18 protein-coding genes are annotated in these 16,912 nt (G+C 65.0%); 15 read left to right on the top strand and 3 right to left on the bottom strand.

Features of this window, described 5'->3' with window-relative positions; translation table 11 throughout:
- The first annotated feature begins 67 nt into the window (after positions 1-67).
- From rpoZ to ubiA, 6 genes are read left to right on the top strand one after another with little or no spacing between them, the layout of a single operon-like run.
- A complete protein-coding gene (gene rpoZ / locus V6X30_RS07140; RefSeq protein WP_367983930.1) occupies positions 68-409 on the top strand; it encodes a DNA-directed RNA polymerase subunit omega in 342 nt (113 codons plus the stop codon).
- Between the two features lie 10 nt (positions 410-419).
- Positions 420-2,588 (top strand): bifunctional GTP diphosphokinase/guanosine-3',5'-bis pyrophosphate 3'-pyrophosphohydrolase, encoded by a 2,169-nt coding sequence (gene spoT, locus V6X30_RS07135; protein ID WP_367983929.1) that lies wholly within the window; start codon positions 420-422, stop codon positions 2,586-2,588.
- A gap of 30 nt (positions 2,589-2,618) precedes the next feature.
- Positions 2,619-3,011, top strand: a complete 393-nt coding sequence (locus V6X30_RS07130) for a RidA family protein (RefSeq protein ID WP_367983928.1) — start codon at positions 2,619-2,621, stop codon at positions 3,009-3,011.
- Between the two features lie 30 nt (positions 3,012-3,041).
- The gene (gene recG, locus V6X30_RS07125) at positions 3,042-5,093 is read left to right on the top strand and encodes an ATP-dependent DNA helicase RecG (protein ID WP_367984556.1); all 2,052 of its coding nucleotides are present in this window, start codon (positions 3,042-3,044) and stop codon (positions 5,091-5,093) included.
- A gap of 13 nt (positions 5,094-5,106) precedes the next feature.
- Positions 5,107-5,667 carry a chorismate--pyruvate lyase family protein gene (locus V6X30_RS07120; protein ID WP_367983927.1) on the top strand — a complete coding sequence of 187 codons (561 nt, stop codon included), beginning with the start codon at positions 5,107-5,109 and terminating at the stop codon, positions 5,665-5,667.
- A gap of 1 nt (position 5,668) precedes the next feature.
- Positions 5,669-6,529, top strand: coding sequence for a 4-hydroxybenzoate octaprenyltransferase (gene ubiA / locus V6X30_RS07115; RefSeq protein ID WP_367984555.1), 861 nt, complete (start codon positions 5,669-5,671; stop codon positions 6,527-6,529).
- On the opposite strand, the gene V6X30_RS07110 is transcribed toward ubiA, so the two are convergent.
- Positions 6,526-7,248: a ComF family protein gene (locus tag V6X30_RS07110; protein ID WP_367983926.1), complete on the bottom strand. Its 723-nt coding sequence runs from the start codon at positions 7,246-7,248 to the stop codon at positions 6,526-6,528. The two genes, ubiA and V6X30_RS07110, sit on opposite strands and share 4 nt — an antisense overlap.
- A gap of 86 nt (positions 7,249-7,334) precedes the next feature.
- On the opposite strand from V6X30_RS07110, the gene bioC reads away from it, so the two are divergent.
- The 5 genes from bioC (at position 7,335) to V6X30_RS07085 (ending at position 12,391) form a co-directional block, all read left to right on the top strand.
- Positions 7,335-8,231: a malonyl-ACP O-methyltransferase BioC gene (gene bioC / locus V6X30_RS07105; protein WP_367983925.1), complete on the top strand. Its 897-nt coding sequence runs from the start codon at positions 7,335-7,337 to the stop codon at positions 8,229-8,231.
- Positions 8,232-8,324: 93 nt separating this feature from the next.
- Positions 8,325-8,906: a DUF2244 domain-containing protein gene (locus V6X30_RS07100; RefSeq protein ID WP_367983924.1), complete on the top strand. Its 582-nt coding sequence runs from the start codon at positions 8,325-8,327 to the stop codon at positions 8,904-8,906.
- Positions 8,903-9,778 (top strand): cytochrome c oxidase subunit II, encoded by an 876-nt coding sequence (gene coxB, locus V6X30_RS07095; RefSeq protein ID WP_367983923.1) that lies wholly within the window; start codon positions 8,903-8,905, stop codon positions 9,776-9,778. The genes V6X30_RS07100 and coxB overlap by 4 nt, the downstream gene beginning before the upstream one ends.
- Positions 9,779-9,807: 29 nt before the next feature.
- Entirely contained in the window at positions 9,808-11,382 is a 1,575-nt protein-coding gene (ctaD, locus tag V6X30_RS07090) for a cytochrome c oxidase subunit I (RefSeq protein ID WP_367983922.1), read from the top strand.
- A gap of 148 nt (positions 11,383-11,530) precedes the next feature.
- Positions 11,531-12,391: a cytochrome c oxidase subunit 3 gene (locus tag V6X30_RS07085; RefSeq protein ID WP_367983921.1), complete on the top strand. Its 861-nt coding sequence runs from the start codon at positions 11,531-11,533 to the stop codon at positions 12,389-12,391.
- 31 nt (positions 12,392-12,422) lie between these two features.
- On the opposite strand, the gene V6X30_RS07080 is transcribed toward V6X30_RS07085, so the two are convergent.
- Positions 12,423-12,635, bottom strand: coding sequence for a twin transmembrane helix small protein (locus V6X30_RS07080; protein ID WP_367983920.1), 213 nt, complete (start codon positions 12,633-12,635; stop codon positions 12,423-12,425).
- 78 nt (positions 12,636-12,713) lie between these two features.
- Between V6X30_RS07080 and V6X30_RS07075 the strand changes: the two genes are divergently transcribed.
- Genes V6X30_RS07075 through cyoE form a run of 4 tightly spaced genes read left to right on the top strand, consistent with a single transcriptional unit; the run spans position 12,714 to position 16,004 of the window.
- Entirely contained in the window at positions 12,714-13,457 is a 744-nt protein-coding gene (locus V6X30_RS07075) for an SURF1 family protein (protein WP_367983919.1), read from the top strand.
- Complete coding sequence (locus V6X30_RS07070) at positions 13,457-14,047, top strand: hypothetical protein (protein ID WP_367983918.1); 591 nt, start codon at positions 13,457-13,459, stop codon at positions 14,045-14,047. The genes V6X30_RS07075 and V6X30_RS07070 overlap by 1 nt, the downstream gene beginning before the upstream one ends.
- Complete coding sequence (locus V6X30_RS07065; RefSeq protein WP_367983917.1) at positions 14,044-15,054, top strand: COX15/CtaA family protein; 1,011 nt, start codon at positions 14,044-14,046, stop codon at positions 15,052-15,054. The genes V6X30_RS07070 and V6X30_RS07065 overlap by 4 nt, the downstream gene beginning before the upstream one ends.
- Positions 15,051-16,004, top strand: a complete 954-nt coding sequence (gene cyoE / locus V6X30_RS07060; RefSeq protein WP_367983916.1) for a heme o synthase — start codon at positions 15,051-15,053, stop codon at positions 16,002-16,004. The genes V6X30_RS07065 and cyoE overlap by 4 nt, the downstream gene beginning before the upstream one ends.
- On the opposite strand, the gene V6X30_RS07055 is transcribed toward cyoE, so the two are convergent.
- On the bottom strand, positions 16,005-16,850 hold the full coding sequence (locus V6X30_RS07055; protein ID WP_367983915.1) for a universal stress protein: 846 nt from the start codon (positions 16,848-16,850) through the stop codon (positions 16,005-16,007).
- Positions 16,851-16,912 lie beyond the last annotated feature (62 nt).

Raw genomic sequence — 16,912 nt, 5'->3', positions numbered from 1 at the left:
TGGTTGTCGGCTTTCACGCTACACTGCACTGCAGTAAAGAGTTCAGCGAAATCTGGAGGTTGCCGGCATGGCGCGAGTGACGGTCGAGGATTGCCTCGATACGATCGACAATCGATTTGAACTGGTGCTGGCCGCGACGCGTCGTGCCCGTCAGGTGGCCCATGGCAGCCAGCCATTTGTTGCCTGGGAGAATGACAAGCCCACGGTCGTCGCGCTGCGCGAGATTGCCGACGGCTATGTCACGTCGGAGATCCTCAATGTCGAAGCGGAAGCCGCCGAGGCGCTGGGTGCGCTCGACGACGCCGCCGAGGCCGCCGCAGGCGAGGCCGCCGACGCGGCTGCGATGCCCACCGAAGCGGGCGTCGATGCACCCGGGGTGACCCCCGACGAGGAGAAGCCGGCCGACTGACCCGGCATCCATGGCAAGCAGCGAGGCGGCGGTGAAACGGGAGGCAGTGGGTTCTGATTCCGCAACCCGCGCGGCCGACCTTTGTTCGCTGCTTGAGGATTACCTCGAGCCACGCCAGGTCCAGCAGGTCTATCGGGCCTACCAGTTCGGCGCAGCCGCCCACGACGGCCAGCGCCGCCTCTCCGGAGAACCCTACATCACGCATCCGCTTGCCGTGGCCAGGACGCTCGGCGAGATGGGGCTGGATGCCGAGAGCCTCTGCGCGGCCATCCTTCATGACGTGATCGAGGATACGCCCACCGCCAAGGCGGAAATCGCCGAGGCCTTTGGTGCCGAAGTGGCGCAGCTGGTCGATGGCGTCTCCAAGCTCACGCAGATCAATTTCCGCAGCAAGGCCGAGGCGCAGGCGGAAAATTTCCGCAAGATGGTCATGGCGATGTCCCAAGACATCCGGGTCATCCTGATCAAGCTCGCCGACCGCCTGCACAACATGCGCACCATCTTCGTGATGCCGCCGAGCAAGCGCGCACGCATCGCCCGCGAAACCCTGGAAATCTATGCACCGATTGCCCAGCGGCTTGGCATCAACAGCGTCCGGGTGGAGCTCGAGGATCTTGGTTTCGCAGCGCTCTATCCCATGCGTTACCGCGTGCTCAAGGAGCGTGTGCGCCAGCAGCGCGGCTCCCGGCGTGAACTGCTCGATAGCGTCCGCGACGAGCTCTGCGACAGTCTGGCTGAGGGCGGTATCGAGGCCCGCGTCATTGCCCGGCAGAAGCATCTCTGGAGCATCTACCAGAAGATGCGCAACAAGCAGGCGGGTTTCGATGACATCTTCGATGTCTACGGCTTTCGCGTGGTCGTCGCCGATGTGGACACCTGCTATCGGGTGCTCGGCCATTGTCATGGGCTCTATAAACCGCTGCCCGGTCGTATCAAGGACTACATCGCCATCCCCAAGGTCAACGGTTACCAGAGTCTCCACACGACACTGCTCGGACCCCGGCGCATCCAGTTGGAAGTGCAGATTCGCACCGCCGAGATGGACCGTGTGGCCGAGGCCGGGATCGCCGCCCATTGGCTTTACAAGGATGCCGGAGGGCCCACCAGCGTCGCCCAGAGCCGGGCCCGGGAATGGGTGCATGGCCTGATGGAGATGCAGGAGAATGCCGGCAATTCGATCGAGTTCATCGAGAACGTCAAGATCGATCTGCTGCCCGATGAGGTCTATGTCTTCACGCCGGGTGGCGACATCATGGAGCTGCCCAAGGGTGCCACGGTGGTCGATTTCGCCTACGCCGTGCACTCGGAGATCGGCGACGCCTGTATTGCCGCGAATATCGACAATCGGCTGGCACCGCTGCGGACACCGCTGGAGACGGGCCAGACGGTAGAAATCATCACCGCCCCCATCGCCCGGCCTAATCCCGCCTGGCTCGATTTCGTGGTGACTGCGAAGGCCCGTGCGGCGATTCGCCATAGCCTCAAGCGCCTGCAGGGCGTCGAGGCCGTGGACCTTGGTCGGCGACTGGTGGAACAGGCGCTCAATGCCATGGGGCTCACGCTCGCCAGCCTGGATGGTGACAAGGTGGGGGAAGCGCTGGAATCTCTCGGCGTGAAAGGCCTCGATGCGGTCTTCGAGGAAGTGGGGCTGGGGCGTCGCATGCCCTGGCTGGTGGCCCGGTACCTGGCCGGTGCCGAAGAGCAGCCGGACGAGTCACGCCATGCCACGGCGAGCGGAGCGCTGACCATTCGCGGCAACGAGGGCGCCGTGGTCACGTTTGCCCGGTGCTGCCGGCCGATTCCCGGTGATCCCATCGTCGGCTTTGCCAGTGCCGGCCGGGGTGTGGTCATCCATCACCAGACCTGTAACAACATCCGTGAATACCGTAATCACCCCGAGAAATGGGTCGATGTGCAGTGGGATGCGGTGGCCGAGGGCGATTACCCAGTGGCGATTGATCTGGAGGTCATGAACCGGCGAGGGGTCCTGGCCAGTGTGGCGGCGGTGATCTCCGATCTCGACTCGAACATCGATGCCGTTGAAATCGAGGAAAAGGAAGGCATGATTGCCACCATGAAGCTGGTGCTGGGTGTACGCGGTCGTGTCCACCTGGCGCGAATCATGCGCCGCCTGCGCGGGCTCTCCGCCGTGCTGCGTATCACCCGCCGGCGGGGCTGAACGCCCGGCCGCACCTCGCAAGGAGCCACCATGACCCGCCGAATCGTTCAGACTGATCAGGCCCCCGCCGCCATTGGCCCCTACTCCCAGGCGGTCCAGGTGGGGGAGCTGGTGTTCATTTCGGGGCAGATCCCGCTGGACCCGGTAACCATGGATATGGCGGGCGCGGATATCGACACCCAGACGCGGCGGGTATTCGATAACTTGCACAATGTCTGCATGGCGGCCGGTGGCGATCTGTCATCGATCTGCAAGCTGTCGATTTTCCTGACCGATCTCGGGCATTTCGCCACCGTGAACGGCATCATGGCAGAGTATTTCAGCGAGCCCTATCCCGCCCGGGCGGCGATCGGCGTCTCCGAGTTGCCGAAAGGCGCCCTCGTCGAGGTCGAGGCCATTCTGAGTCTGGCCGACGCCGGCTAGTCCGTGGCCGAGGCCGCCGCCGCAGGGGGTATGCCCGTCACCCGGCTCGCGGGGGTCGGGCCCCGGCTCGCCGAGAAGCTTGCCCGGCTGGGGCTGGTCCGACTTGAGGATCTGCCTTTCCATCTGCCGTTACGCTACGAGGACCGCACGCGGGTCCTTAATATCGGCGAGCTGAGGCCCGGTACCTCCGCGCTGGTTGAGGGCGAGGTCACCGCCAGCGAAGTCGTTGCCGGTCGCAGGCGGCGGCTGGTCTGTCGCCTGAGCGATGGGACCGGTAGCCTGGAGCTGGTCTTCTTTCACTTCTACGGCAACCAGCAGCGTCAGCTGGCGCGGGGTGTCCGGCTGCGTGTCTTCGGCGAGGCCCGGCACGGCCCCGTCACGCTGCAGATCGTCCACCCCGACTGGGTGCGTGTCGACGCCGATGCGCCGATGTCGGACGGCGAGTTCAAGCCGGTCTATCCAGCGACGGACGGGCTGACCCAGCATGCCCTGCGTCGCGTCATCGCCGCCGCACTGGCCCATCCCGGCGCGGTGACCGAATGGCTACCCGAGACATTGCGCGCCGCAATGGGTTTGCCTGACCTGGTCGACGCCCTTGCCACAGTGCATGCGCCGCCGCCGCAGGCCGATACCCAGGCGCTGCTCGATGGCCAGCATCCGGCCGTGCGCCGACTGGCTTTTGAGGAGCTGTTGGCCCACCGACTGAGTCTTTTGCGGTTGCGTGCGGTACAGCGGCAGTCGGCGCCGGCACCTATCATCAAGGCGGACACTGCCCTGGCACGGCGGTTTCTGGAGCAATTGGGCTTTGCGCTCACTGCGGCGCAGTCCCGCGTGCACGACGAGGTGGTGGCCGATCTATCAATGGCCGCACCGATGCTCCGCCTGGTGCAGGGTGATGTGGGGTCGGGCAAGACCGTCGTTGCCGCACTGGCCGGGCTGCATGCGGTTTCCGCCGACTGGCAGGTGGCCATCATGGCACCCACCGAATTGCTCGCCGAGCAGCATGAACGCAGCTTCCGGAACTGGCTCGAGCCATTGGGGATCCGCGTCGGCTGGCTGAGCGGACGCAGTACCGCAGCGCGACGGCGCGAGACGCTGGCGGGCCTGGCCTCCGGCGATATCCAGGTGGTGATCGGAACGCATGCGCTGTTCCAGGACGATGTGGTGTTCCGGGCCCTGGGGCTGGTGGTGATCGACGAGCAGCATCGTTTTGGGGTGCATCAGCGCCTTGCCCTTCGCGATAAGGGCAATGGTGAGAGCCAGCCGCATCAGCTGGTGATGACCGCGACACCCATTCCGCGCACACTCGCCATGACGGCCTACGCGGACCTCGATACCTCGGTGATCGATGAATTACCCCCCGGGCGAACGCCGGTGAAGACCGTGGCGCTGCCGGATACCCGCCGTGAGGAGGTCATTGATCGCATCCGCGCTGCCTGCGCCGAGGGCCGTCAGGCCTACTGGGTCTGCACCCTGGTGGAGGATTCGGATGTGCTGGAGGCCGAGGCCGCTGAGGGAACCGCGGCGCGTCTGCAGGAGCAGCTCCCCGATATCAGGGTGGGCCTCGTGCATGGCCGCATGGCGGCGGCGGATAAAGAGGCGATCATGCGCCACTTCGAGTCCGGTGATGTCGACCTGCTGGTCGCCACCACGGTGATCGAGGTCGGCGTCAACGTCCCCAATGCCTCGTTGATGATCATCGAGAATGCCGAGCGCCTGGGCCTCGCGCAGCTCCACCAGCTCCGTGGCCGGGTTGGGCGGGGGGAGACCCGGAGCAGCTGCGTGCTTCTGTATCATGGCCCGCTCGGTGAGACCGCTCGGGCTCGACTGGGCATCCTGCGCGAGAGCAATGACGGCTTTCGCATCGCCCGGCGCGACCTTGAGATACGCGGTCCGGGCGAGGTGCTTGGCACGCGGCAGACGGGTGCGCTTTCCTATCGGATCGCGGATCTGCTGCGTGATGGTGATTTGCTGGATTCGGTGCAATCCGCCGCACCGGGGCTGTTGCGTGATGATCCCGAGGCGGTGAGCGAACTGATCCGCCGCTGGGTAGGGGAGGGCGAGCGATACGCCCAGGTATGAGGACGAAGAACGCATGAGTGAGCCCGGGCTCCGTGACTGGCGCCCGCGGGGCGTGCCGAGTGCACGTCCGGGGAATGGACCGCTGCGTGACTGGCTGGACGAGCCCGGGTCGCTCACCCGTCGCCTCCGAGCGCTGGCCGGTGAAGCCTTTCGGGTCCGCGTGATGGAAGAGCGCTGGGGGCGTGCCTGGCCGGATGAGCGCCGGCGTCTGGGCCGTCCCGTCAACGAGTGGTTCTGGCTGCGAGAGGTGCTGCTCTGCCAGGCGGATCGGCCGCTGGTCTACGCGCGCAGCGTCATTCCGGGCACCAGCCTGCGCGGCCCGCTCCGCCGGCTGCGTTCGCTGGGCCGCCAGCCCCTGGGCGCTTTGCTGTTTGGCCGCTATCCCGTGGTCCGGGGCGCCATCGAAGTGGCGCCGCTGGACGCTCGCTCACGCCTGGGCGCCCGCGCCGCAGCCCGCGGCGATGACCCCCGCTGGGCCCGTCGTTCGGTCTTCCGGATCGCCGGCCGGCCGCTGCTGGTGACCGAAGTGTTTCTGCAACCCCTGCTCGAGGAGCTCTCCCATGCCAGCGACTGATCTGCGCCAGCGGCTTCTGCTCTATGCAAGGCTCGCCCGGCTGGATCGGCCCATCGGCAATTTCCTGTTGCTCTGGCCGATGCTCTGGGCACTGTGGCTGGCCGCCGAGGGCTGGCCGAGGCCGGGCGTGCTGGTGGTTTTCGTGCTGGGGGTGCTGGTGATGCGCGCCGCCGGCTGTGTCATCAACGACTATGCCGACCGCGATTTCGACCGTCACGTCAAACGGACCCGCGAGCGTCCGCTGACCACTGGGGCCGTGACGGAGCGAGAAGCGCTGACGCTATTCGTGGTGCTCTGCCTGCTGGCGTTCGGGCTGGTGCTGCTCATGAATCGTCTGACCATCCTGCTGTCTCTGGCCGGGGTCGCACTGGCCGCCAGTTATCCCTTCATGAAGCGCCATACGCATCTTCCACAGGTTCATCTGGGCGCTGCTTTCGGCTGGGCCGCGCCCATGGCCTTTGCCGCTCAGGCCGGTGAGGTTCCGGTGATGGCCTGGCTGGTGTTCGCGGCGGCGGTTGTCTGGGCGACGATTTATGACACCGAGTACGCCATGGTCGACCGGGATGATGACCTGAAGATCGGCATCAAATCCACCGCCATTCTCTTCGGCCGTCAGGACCGGCTGATGATCGGCGTGCTGCAGGTGCTGATGACCCTGCTGCTGGCGCTGATTGGCTGGCGTGCCGGGTTCGGGGTGGTTTACTTCGCTGGCCTCACCCTGGCCACGGGGCTATTCGCCTATCAGCAATGGTTGATTCGTGATCGCAGTCGAGAGGGCAGTTTTCGGGCCTTCCTCAACAACAACGTCTACGGCGGAATCATCTTCGTCGGGATCGTGTTGTCCTATCTGATCGCCGGCTAGATTGCCCGGGCGAGGACGATGACCTCGATGCGTTCGGTCCCGCCGGCCCGTAGGCAGTTCGCCAACTCCGCGAGGCTGGCCCCGGTGGTCAGCACATCGTCCACGAGGACCACGGATCGCGGGGGCGGGCATTGCAGGCGAAAGGCCCCCTCGAGATTGCGCTGTCGGGCGGCCGCATCGAGGCCGCGTTGCGGTGGCGTATGTCGCCGGCGATGGACCAGTCGCATGATGACCGGCGGACCCAACCAGCCGGCAATCAGTGCCGACTGATTGAATCCTCTTTGGCGATAGCGTTTCGGGTGGAGCGGCATGGGCAGGAGCGGTCCGTGACAGGGCTTTTTCCGCTCGCGCATGGCATTGGCCGCGAGGCTCGTGAGCAGACGCCCGGCGGAGAAGTCTTCGCGCAGCTTGAAGGCGCGAATCAGCCGGTCCACCCCGTGGGTATAGGTCCATAGCGCATGGGTGCGGTCGAAGGGCGGCGGGTTACTCAGGCAGCCGGCGCACTGGCTTGCCCCACTTGCCAGCGGCAGGGCGCAGCGCCGGCAGGCGGCGGTGATCCAGGGCAGATCCTCGCGGCAGCCCGCACACAGGGGGTGTTGAAGGCTGCGCGCGGCGCAGAACCGGCAGCGGCCGTCCAGCAGATTGTGTAGCCAGTGTTCTAGCGGCGTCGTTGAGCGCCAGGTCGAGTGGTGAGGTCGGGCGTGTCGAATGCGATGCACGGCCGCAGACTGCCGCCACGGTCGGGAGGGCGCCAGCACCGGGCGCCGGCCTGCCGACCGGCGGCGGAATATGGCAGCATGAATGGATGAAAGACGCTCAGGACGATCCACTTCGACTTGACCCACGAGTCCTTCGCCGCCGCCTGGAGCGCGCCGCGCCACGATTCGACGGGACGGCCGTTCTGCATCGCGAGGTCGGTCGACGACTCGTGGAGCGGCTCGACTACATTCGTCTCCAGCCGCAGGCCATCCTCGATCTAGGCTGTGCCACCGGCGTCAACACCGAGGCACTCCGTAGGCGCTATCCCAAGGCCCGTTTCGTGGCGATGGATCTGGCCCTGCCCATGGTCGAGCAGGCTCGTCGCCGGGGCGGGCGCTGGCGCCGTCCACCCGGTGTCTGTGGCGGGCTCGAGCAGTTGCCGTTCCGCAATGACAGTTTCGATCTGGTCTTCTCCAGCCTGGCATTCCATCGCGTTCCCGACCTGAGCGCGACGGCCCGGGAGCTGCAGCGCATCCTGCGACCGGACGGTGTGCTGATGTTCGCCACCTTCGGCCCGGATACGCTCGACGAGCTCCGGCGCGCCTGGCAGGCGGTGGATGTGGATCCCCATGTGCACGGTTTCGTCGACATGCATGACATCGGCGATGCGCTGGTCAATGCCCGCCTCGCGGATCCGGTGATGGATATGGAGCATTTCACCCTCACTTACGATGCCGTGGCGGATCTGGTGGGCGACCTGGACGCATTGGGCCTGCGCAATGCGCTCGTCGGCCGGTATCGCGGGCTCACTACCCCCCGCCGCTGGCGGGCCATGGAGGCGGCCTATAACGGCCTGCGGGATGCCGACGGCCGTCTGCCGGCCACCTGGGAGGTGGCCTATGGCCATGCCTGGGGCACCGACGCGCAGACCCAGATGATGGCCGAAAGCGGGGAGGTGCGAGTGCCGCTCGATACCCTTTCAGTGCCACGCCGGACGCGCTGAAAACCGCGATGAGCAGGAATTCTGCTTTTCTCCAGGCGCGGAGTTATCTAAACTTGATGGTCGTCAATTCGATGCGCGACCGCGAGCGTTGACATGAGCACCCGGAGCACAAGCGAGGGATCCAGCGGACGTCAGTTTGTTCTGGCGCCCAACATTGCCCCGGATTGGGGTCAGACGATGCGGATTTTCGCGGGCCTGAGCGCGGTGTGCCTGGGCATCGCCCTGGTCTGCACGTGGATGGGCTTCTGGCCGGTTCTGCCTTTCGCCGGCCTGGAGCTGACCGCGCTGGGGATTGCGCTGTACACGTCGGCCCGTCGGTCGCTGGATCGCGAGATCATTCACGTGGACGGCAATGCGGTCCGCGTGGAAAAGGGCCGCGGTCGCGTCGAGCAGGCCTGGGACCTGAACCGGGCCTGGACCGAAGTGGTCCTGCGGCGGCTGCCGCGGCGCTGGGGAGAGACGCAGCTTCTCCTGCGCTCGCGGGGCCAGGAACTGATCATTGGCGATTTCCTGGAGGCCGAAGAGCGGCGCAGCCTGGCCCGGGAACTCGGCCGTTGTATCGGGCCGATGGCGCGCTGTGGTGATGACGGCATCGTTTCGGCCACCGCGGCCGACGAAGCGCAGGCAGCGCCTTCCGTCGGCCCCTCGCACAGTCTGGGAGACAGAACGGGATGACAAACATGACCGCCATGAGGGGATTCGGGCGCTTCGGCTTGCTGGCAGCCCTTATGCTGCTGGCGACACCGGCATTCGCGGACTTCAGCCTGATCAACATGACCCGCGGTGTCACCGAATCGAGCCAGGAGATCTATAACCTGCACATGACCATTTTCACCATCACCGTGGTGATTGGTGTTGGCGTGTTTGGTGCGATGTTCTACTCGATCTTCCGTCACCGGAAGTCGCGGGGTGTCAAGCCGGCGAAGTTCCATCACAGCACCGCCGTCGAGATCGTCTGGACGGTGATTCCGCTCGTCATCCTGGTGGGGATGGCGGTGCCGGCGACCGGCGTCCTGATCGATCTCGACGACACCAGCGAGTCGGAGATGGCGGTCAAGATCACCGGTTACCAGTGGTTCTGGGGCTATGAGTACATGGGTGAGGATGTGCAGTTCCTCAGCCGTCTGGCCACCGACAGTGATCGGGCGCGGCGGCTCGACTCCGGCATCAACCCCGCCTCGGTTCCCAACTATCTGCAGAACGTCGACCGGCGGCTGGTGTTGCCGGTGGATACGCGCATCAAGTTCCAGATTACGGCGGCGGACGTGATCCACTCCTGGTGGATGCCCGACCTTGGCTGGAAGAAGGACGCGATTCCGGGCTTCGTCAACGAGACCTGGACCGTGATCGAGGAGCCGGGTGTGTACCGCGGCCGCTGCGCCGAGCTCTGCGGTCGGGATCATGGCTTTATGCCGATCGTCGTCGAGGCGCTCGAGAAGGACGAATTCGAAGCCTGGCTTGCCGAGCAGCAGGCCGGTGGCGAGGCTGGCACGACGGCTGAGGGTACGGATGCAGCCGAGGCCGGTGAAGAGCTGGCCGCGCGGTAAGCGGGAATCATTCAGGGGAGACGGTTGAGATGACGGCAACAACCCAGGATCACGCACATCACGCCGAGGAGCCCACCGGGTTCAAGCGCTGGCTGGTGACGACCAATCACAAGGACATCGGATCAATGTATCTGCTGTTCTCGCTGGCCATGTTCCTGGTCGGCGGCGCCATGGCGCTGGTCATTCGAGCTGAGCTCTTCCAGCCCGGGCTCCAGGTGGTGGATCCCTACTTCTTCAACCAGATGACCACCATGCATGCGCTGGTGATGATTTTCGGCGCGGTCATGCCGGCCTTCACCGGCCTGGCCAACTGGATGATCCCGCTCATGGTCGGGGCGCCGGACATGGCCCTGCCGCGCATGAACAACTGGAGCTTCTGGCTGCTGCCGTTCGGCTTCGCCATCCTGCTGTCGACGCTGTTCATGCCGGGTGGTGGTCCGGCGGGTGGCTGGACGATGTACCCGCCGCTCATGCTCCAGACCGGCACCGCATTCCCGTTCGTGATCTTCGCGATCCATGTGCTGGGCATCAGCTCGATCATGGGATCGATCAACGTCATCGCCACGATCCTGAACATGCGTGCACCCGGCATGACGCTGATGAAGATGCCGCTGTTCGTCTGGACCTGGCTGATCACGGCCTACCTCATGATCGCCGTCATGCCGGTGCTGGCGGGTGCCATCACAATGCTGCTCACGGATCAGTACTTCGGCACCTCGTTCTTCAGCGCGGCCGGCGGCGGTGACCCCGTGCTGTATCAGCATATTTTCTGGTTCTTCGGGCATCCCGAGGTCTACATTCTCATCCTGCCGGCGTTCGGCATCATCTCGACGATCATTCCGACGTTCGCCCGCAAGCCGCTTTTCGGCTACAGCTCGATGGTCTACGCCACGGCGTCCATCGCGTTCCTGTCGTTCATCGTCTGGGCCCACCACATGTTCACCGTGGGCATGCCGCTGGCCGGACAGCTGTTCTTCATGTACGCCACCATGCTGATTGCCGTGCCGACCGGTGTGAAGGTGTTCAACTGGGTGGCGACCATGTGGCGCGGGGCGATGACCTTCGAGACCCCCATGCTGTTCGCCCTGGCGTTCGTGTTCCTGTTCACCATCGGTGGTTTCTCGGGGCTGATGCTGGCCATCGCGCCGGCTGACTTCCAGTACCACGACACGTATTTCGTGGTCGCGCATTTCCACTATGTGCTGGTGACCGGTGCCGTATTCGCCATTCTTGCCGCCGCCTACTACTGGCTGCCCAAGTGGACCGGGCATATGTACAGCGAGCGGCTTGGGCAGTGGCATTTCTGGCTGTCGGTGATCTTCGTGAACGTGCTGTTCTTCCCGCAGCACTTCCTGGGTCTGGCGGGCATGCCGCGGCGCATCCCGGACTACTCGGTGCAGTTCGCCGACTGGAATATGGTCTCCAGCATTGGCGGCTTTGGCTTTGGGTTTGCCCAGCTGATCTTCGTCTGGCTGCTCTACAAGTGCATCCGCGGCGGCCAGGAAGCCGAGGCACGTGCCTGGGAGGGCGCCGAGGGGCTTGAGTGGGAGGTGCCGTCGCCGGCGCCGCATCACACCTTTGACACCCCGCCGGTCATCCGCTGATCCATGATCAATCGTGAAGTGGGGCGGCGCACACGCAGGAACATCCGCTGGACGGTGTTCCTGCTCGTGCTGCTCGTTCTGGGCATTTACCTGGGTGTTTTCCTCGACCGCCTCTAGCGGTCGGGGCTAGGGAGAGAGAGGACAGCGCATGGCGCAGGCAGAAGGCGGCTACTACGTACCGCACCAAAGCAGTTGGCCGATTATCGGTAGCGTGGGCGTAACGACCCTGGTGGTGGGGATCGCGCTCTACCTCGAGGGAATCGGTGCCGGTCCGTGGGTGCTCGGCGCCGGGCTGCTGATCACACTCTGGATGGTGGTGGGCTGGTTTGGCGATGTCGTGCGGGAGGGCCTCAAGGGGCTCTACAGCGACCAGGTCGACCGGTCGCTGCGCTGGGGAATGATCTTTTTCATCTTCTCCGAGGTCATGCTGTTCGCGGCCTTCTTTGGCGCGCTGTTCTACGCTCGGGTGCTCTCCGTGCCGTGGCTCTCCGGCGAGGATCCGGCCACCAGTCGTCTGATCTGGGACTCGGTGGCACTCACCTGGCCCACGGCCGGGCCGGCCAATGCGGCCATGGAATGGCGGCCGATGGGTCCCTGGCCGCTGCCGACCATCAACACGCTGATCCTGCTGACCTCGGGTGTCACGCTGACCACGGCGCATCACGCGCTGAAGGATGGCAACCGCCAGAAGCTGGTGGCCTATATGTGGGCCACCATCGCCCTCGGTGTGCTGTTCATCGGTCTGCAGGCCTACGAGTATTACGAGGCCTATGCCCACCTGAATCTCCGCCTTGAGACCGGTATCTACGGCTCGACGTTCTTCATGCTCACCGGATTCCATGGCATGCATGTGCTGATCGGCACGCTCATGCTGGGTGTCATCGCCGTGCGATGCATGAAGGGCCATTTCCGGCCGGAGGCGCATTTCGGGTTCGAAGCGACCGCCTGGTACTGGCACTTCGTGGATGTGGTTTGGCTGGGGCTCTACATCTTCGTCTACATCCTCTGATCGATCCTCGCCCAGCCATGGCGCCCCGGTTTCAGGGTGTCAGGTTGGGCGTAATGACGCCGGTGGCGTAGCCGATGAGGATCAACAGGAAGAGGATGACAGAGAGCGTGATGCGCAGCGTCAGCGCATTCAAGGTGCGCCTGGACTGACCGCGGTCCCGGATCAGGTAGAAAAGACCCGAACCGAGGCTCGCAATGATGACGAAGAGTGTGATCAGGATGGCGATACGAATTGCGAGGTCCATGGGGCAGTCCTTTTCGGCGTCGGGCGAGTATAAAGCAAGATCGGGGTGCTGACCGAGTTGGCCTCCGCTTCCAGAGGCATGCGTTTTGCCGGCTACGTTTTCGCACCGAGGCTGCTGCCGACCGTCGCCTATCTGGTGCTGCTGGTGCTGCTCCTCACGCTCGGGAACTGGCAGCTTGACCGGGCCGATCAGAAGCGGACCGCGCTGGCCGAACGGGCGGCGGCAACGCGGGCGCCGGTGGTGGATCTGAATGAGGTGGCCGCGACGCTGGGCACCCATGAATATCGCCGGGTAGCGGCCAGTGGGACGTTCGATGAGGCCCACCAGTTCCTGCTCGACAACCGTATTCAGGACGGGCAGGTCGGTTATCGGGTGTTGACGCCACTGCGGCTGGATGACCGTGATGCCGCGGTCCTCGTCGACCGGGGCTTCGTCCCCATCGTCGGTGATCGACAGACGCTGCCGGATCTCCCGCCCGTCGAGCCGCAGGAGCGGGTGACCGGGCGGGTTGGTCGAGGTCCCTCGGTGGGCCTGCGACTGGGAGATCCTTCGGATCAGCCGACGCAGTGGCCAAGACGCATTCAGTACATGGACTTCGACTACATGCAGTCAACGCTCGACTACCCCCTCAGCGACTATCTGCTGGTGGCGGGGCCACTGACCAATGAAGTGGTGGCGCAGCGGACCGGACGCGACGCCTGGCGCTTTGGTCCGGAACGGCACGAGGGGTACGCGGTGCAGTGGTTTTCACTGGCCGGGGCGCTCACCCTGATCTGGCTGATCGTGAACACGCGACGCGAAAAACGAGGAGGCGCCGCCTGATGGGATGGGTCAAAGGCCGCTGGCAGCTCATTGTACTGCTCGCGATTTTCATTCTGCCGACAGTGGCTGCCATGGTGATGGTGTTCAGCGACTGGCGGCCGGGGACATTCACGAACAATGGCGACCTGGTCCAGCCGCCGGTGCAGCTCGAACCCGGGCAGTGGCAGGCCGTGGAAGGGGCGGCGCCGACGCTGGCGGGCGACTGGCTGGTGGTCATGCCGCAGATGCAGGCCTGTGGAGAGGCCTGTCTGCAACGTCTCGACAAATTGAACCGTGTGCGCGTCGCCCTCGATCGCGATATCGAGCGTGTCCGCCTGATCGTTCTGCAGCCGCAGGACCAGCTCGAACCGGTGGTGGAACCGGCCGCCGGGATCCTTAACCTCGCGGCGCCCGCGGCAATCGTGGAGCGGCTCGCCGTGCACGACGGTGAACCGATCGCCGCCCAGGTTGTCGATTATCGCGGTTATCAGGTGATGCGCTATCCGGTGCCCCTGGATGCCTCGGGACTCCTGGACGATCTCGAAAAACTCCTGCGCCTGGCCAAGGAAGAGGCGGAGCGCCGTGCCCTTGAGGAGGCCACAGCCCAATGAAAGCCCATCCCTGGTTTTTCCGCCTGAGCCTTCTGACGACGGCCGTCACGCTCTGCGTGGTGGTGCTGGGCGCCTGGGTACGACTGACGGATGCGGGCCTCGGATGCCCGGATTGGCCCGGTTGCTACGGGCAATGGGATGTCCCCAATACGCCGGATGCCATCGCGGCGGCCAACGAGGCCTTCCCGGATACGCCGGTGCATATCGGCAAGGGATGGCGCGAGATGGTGCATCGCTACCTCGCGGGCATTCTGGGGCTGATGATTCTCGCCCTCGGCATTTTCGGCTGGCGTCAGCGCCATCGGCCAGGGCAGCCCTGGCGGGTTCCGCTGTTTCTGGTCGCGCTGGTGACCTTTCAGGCGATCCTTGGCGCATGGACCGTCACCTGGCAGCTCAAGCCGGCGGTGGTCACGGCCCATCTGCTGGGCGGCCTGACGACGCTCTCACTGCTCTGGTGGGTCACCCTGCGCTGCAATTATCTGGGGGGAACCGGCCGACTAGCCGGCAATGCGGGACTTGGCGGGCTCATCGGGGTCGCCGTTCTGGTCACGGTCGGACAGATCACGCTTGGCGGCTGGACCAGTACGAACTATGCGGCACTGGCCTGTAACGAGTTTCCGGCCTGCAGCCTGGGCGAATACTGGCCCGAACGCGCCGATTTCTCGGAGGGTTTCGTGCTCTGGCGAGGCCTCGGGGTGAACTATGAATTCGGGGTGCTCGACCACCCCGCGCGCATGGCGATCCACCTCGTCCACCGCGTCGGCGCGATCCTGGTGACGTTGGTGCTCGGTTTCCTCGCCTGGCGGCTTTGGCGTGCCGGCGGTATCGGTCATGCACTGGGCATCGCCGTGGGGCTGGCGCTGACGCTGCAGCTGGCGATCGGCATTGGCAACGTGGTCTACAGCTTGCCTCTGGCGCTGGCGGTCGCGCACAATGCCGGGGCTGCAGTACTACTCCTCGTACTGGTAACCGTCATTCACGTGAATCGACCGCTGGCAGAAACATGAGCCGCACGCTGGAAGCGAGCACAACCCGGGCCGCCGATGACGCGCCACCGCTGCAGCATCTGCTGCACCACTGGCGTGATTACTATGAGCTGACCAAACCGGGCGTCGTGGCACTGATGGTGTTCACCGCCGTGGTGGGTAACCTGCTGGCGAGCCCCGGCAGCCTGCCCTGGAACGCGCTTATTGTTGGTAATATCGGCATTGCGCTGGCGGCAGGTTCCGCGGCCGCCATCAATCATCTGGTCGATCGCCGCGTGGATGCCCGAATGAAGCGCACCCAGGGGCGGCCATTGCCGACCGGCCACCTGCGCACCGCCCATGCCAGCGTCTTCGCCGGCACCCTCGGCATCAGCGGGCTTGCGTTGCTCTACTTTGCCGTCAACCCGCTGACCGCGTGGCTGACCGCCGGCTCGCTCATGGGTTACGCCTTTGTCTATACGCTCTTTCTCAAGCGTGCAACCCCGCAGAACATCGTCATCGGCGGGGCCGCCGGCGCTGCGCCGCCGGTGCTTGGCTGGGTGGCGGTGACGGGTAGCATCGACCCGCACGCGTTGCTCCTGTTCCTCATCATCTTTACGTGGACACCGCCGCACTTCTGGGCGCTGGCGATCCACCGACGCGAGGAATATGCCAGCGTCGATATTCCGATGCTTCCGGTGACCCACGGTGATCGCTACACCCGCTGGCAGATCCTGTTCTACACGGTATTGCTGGTGGGCGTGACGATGCTGCCCTTTGCGACCGGAATGAGCGGGCCCATCTATCTGATCGGGGCGCTGGCGCTGGGCGCGCGTTATCTGTGGTTCGGTTATGCCCTGCTGGCCCGACCCGAGGATCGTTCCCTGCCGATGCGCTCGTTCGGCTACAGCATCGTCTATCTGATGGCCCTGTTCGCGGTTCTGCTTGTGGATGCCTATCTGCCGGTGGTGTTGGCACCGTTCATCGGTTGATCAGAAAAGCAGCAGATCCACCGGTGATGAATTCAGCAGGCGGGTGGTCACGCTGTAGCGCAGGAACCCTTCAACGCCCGTCGCCCGCCTCGGGTTGAGAGCGATCAGGTCGGCGCCTTCCCGCGAAGCCAACTCGATGAGGGCAGTGGCCGTCGGCCGGCTGTCCGCCTCAACCCGCTGCGAGACCACATCCAGCCCCGCGCGGTCGACGAATCGCTCAAGCCGCTGTAAAGCCACGGCCTGCTCGTTGGACAACAGCGCGTCACGGACTCTGTCACTCATCTGATTCTGCGCCACCGGTGACTGCTCCTCGGTGCCGACCAGATGCAGAATCGTTGTGGACACGCCAGCCGTGACCGGATGGGTGGGCAGCTTTCTGGCGGCCTCCAGGGATGCATCCGAGAGATCCGTCGCGAACAGCAGCCTGCGATAACGCGCCACCGGTGCCGCCCGTACGACAAGGATCGGCACATCGGTGTGGGCCAGGATCCGTTCCGAGGTGCCGCCGAGGAACAGATCGCGGATCTGGCGCTTGCGATGGCTACCGAGCACGATGAGCGTCGTCCCGTGATCCACGGCGGCCTGTATCGCCGCGTCGACGCCGCTGCCGGTCGTCACCTCGGCCGAACAGGCCACCTGATCGGCCTTCTCGATCGTGGCCGCCAGGCGCTGTAACATTGAGTCTGCTTCGTTGCGCTGGGCCTCGATCATCGCAGCGGGTTGGTCGGCATCAATGGCGTAGACCAGCTTGAGCGAGAACCCGGTCTCCCGGGCGATGAGCAGCGCCATCCGCTGGGCACGCTCGGCGCGATCGCTCAGATCGGTGGCAAGGACGATTTGGCTCACGAGGATGGCCTTCCAGAGCGGTCGGGGGGCGTCGATTCAGCCAAGAGGCGCGGGCTCATGGA

The organism is Spiribacter sp. 1M189 (assembly GCF_040838345.1).
GTDB lineage: Bacteria > Pseudomonadota > Gammaproteobacteria > Nitrococcales > Nitrococcaceae > Spiribacter > Spiribacter insolitus.
The sequence above is the reverse complement of the archived record's forward strand: the minus strand, read 5'-3'. Positions and strand labels throughout refer to the sequence as shown.

Excerpts from the sequence above, each read along its gene's own strand:
- rpoZ (WP_367983930.1), top strand. The coding sequence starts at position 68 with ATGGCGCGAGTGACGGTCGAGGATTGCCTCGATACGATCGACAATCGA.
- spoT (WP_367983929.1), top strand. The coding sequence starts at position 420 with ATGGCAAGCAGCGAGGCGGCGGTGAAACGGGAGGCAGTGGGTTCTGAT.
- V6X30_RS07130 (WP_367983928.1), top strand. The coding sequence starts at position 2,619 with ATGACCCGCCGAATCGTTCAGACTGATCAGGCCCCCGCCGCCATTGGC.
- recG (WP_367984556.1), top strand. The coding sequence starts at position 3,042 with ATGCCCGTCACCCGGCTCGCGGGGGTCGGGCCCCGGCTCGCCGAGAAG.
- V6X30_RS07120 (WP_367983927.1), top strand. The coding sequence starts at position 5,107 with ATGAGTGAGCCCGGGCTCCGTGACTGGCGCCCGCGGGGCGTGCCGAGT.
- bioC (WP_367983925.1), top strand. The coding sequence starts at position 7,335 with ATGAAAGACGCTCAGGACGATCCACTTCGACTTGACCCACGAGTCCTT.
- V6X30_RS07100 (WP_367983924.1), top strand. The coding sequence starts at position 8,325 with ATGAGCACCCGGAGCACAAGCGAGGGATCCAGCGGACGTCAGTTTGTT.
- coxB (WP_367983923.1), top strand. The coding sequence starts at position 8,903 with ATGACAAACATGACCGCCATGAGGGGATTCGGGCGCTTCGGCTTGCTG.
- ctaD (WP_367983922.1), top strand. The coding sequence starts at position 9,808 with ATGACGGCAACAACCCAGGATCACGCACATCACGCCGAGGAGCCCACC.
- V6X30_RS07085 (WP_367983921.1), top strand. The coding sequence starts at position 11,531 with ATGGCGCAGGCAGAAGGCGGCTACTACGTACCGCACCAAAGCAGTTGG.
- V6X30_RS07080 (WP_367983920.1), bottom strand. The coding sequence starts at position 12,635 with ATGGACCTCGCAATTCGTATCGCCATCCTGATCACACTCTTCGTCATC.
- V6X30_RS07075 (WP_367983919.1), top strand. The coding sequence starts at position 12,714 with ATGCGTTTTGCCGGCTACGTTTTCGCACCGAGGCTGCTGCCGACCGTC.
- V6X30_RS07070 (WP_367983918.1), top strand. The coding sequence starts at position 13,457 with ATGGGATGGGTCAAAGGCCGCTGGCAGCTCATTGTACTGCTCGCGATT.
- V6X30_RS07065 (WP_367983917.1), top strand. The coding sequence starts at position 14,044 with ATGAAAGCCCATCCCTGGTTTTTCCGCCTGAGCCTTCTGACGACGGCC.
- cyoE (WP_367983916.1), top strand. The coding sequence starts at position 15,051 with ATGAGCCGCACGCTGGAAGCGAGCACAACCCGGGCCGCCGATGACGCG.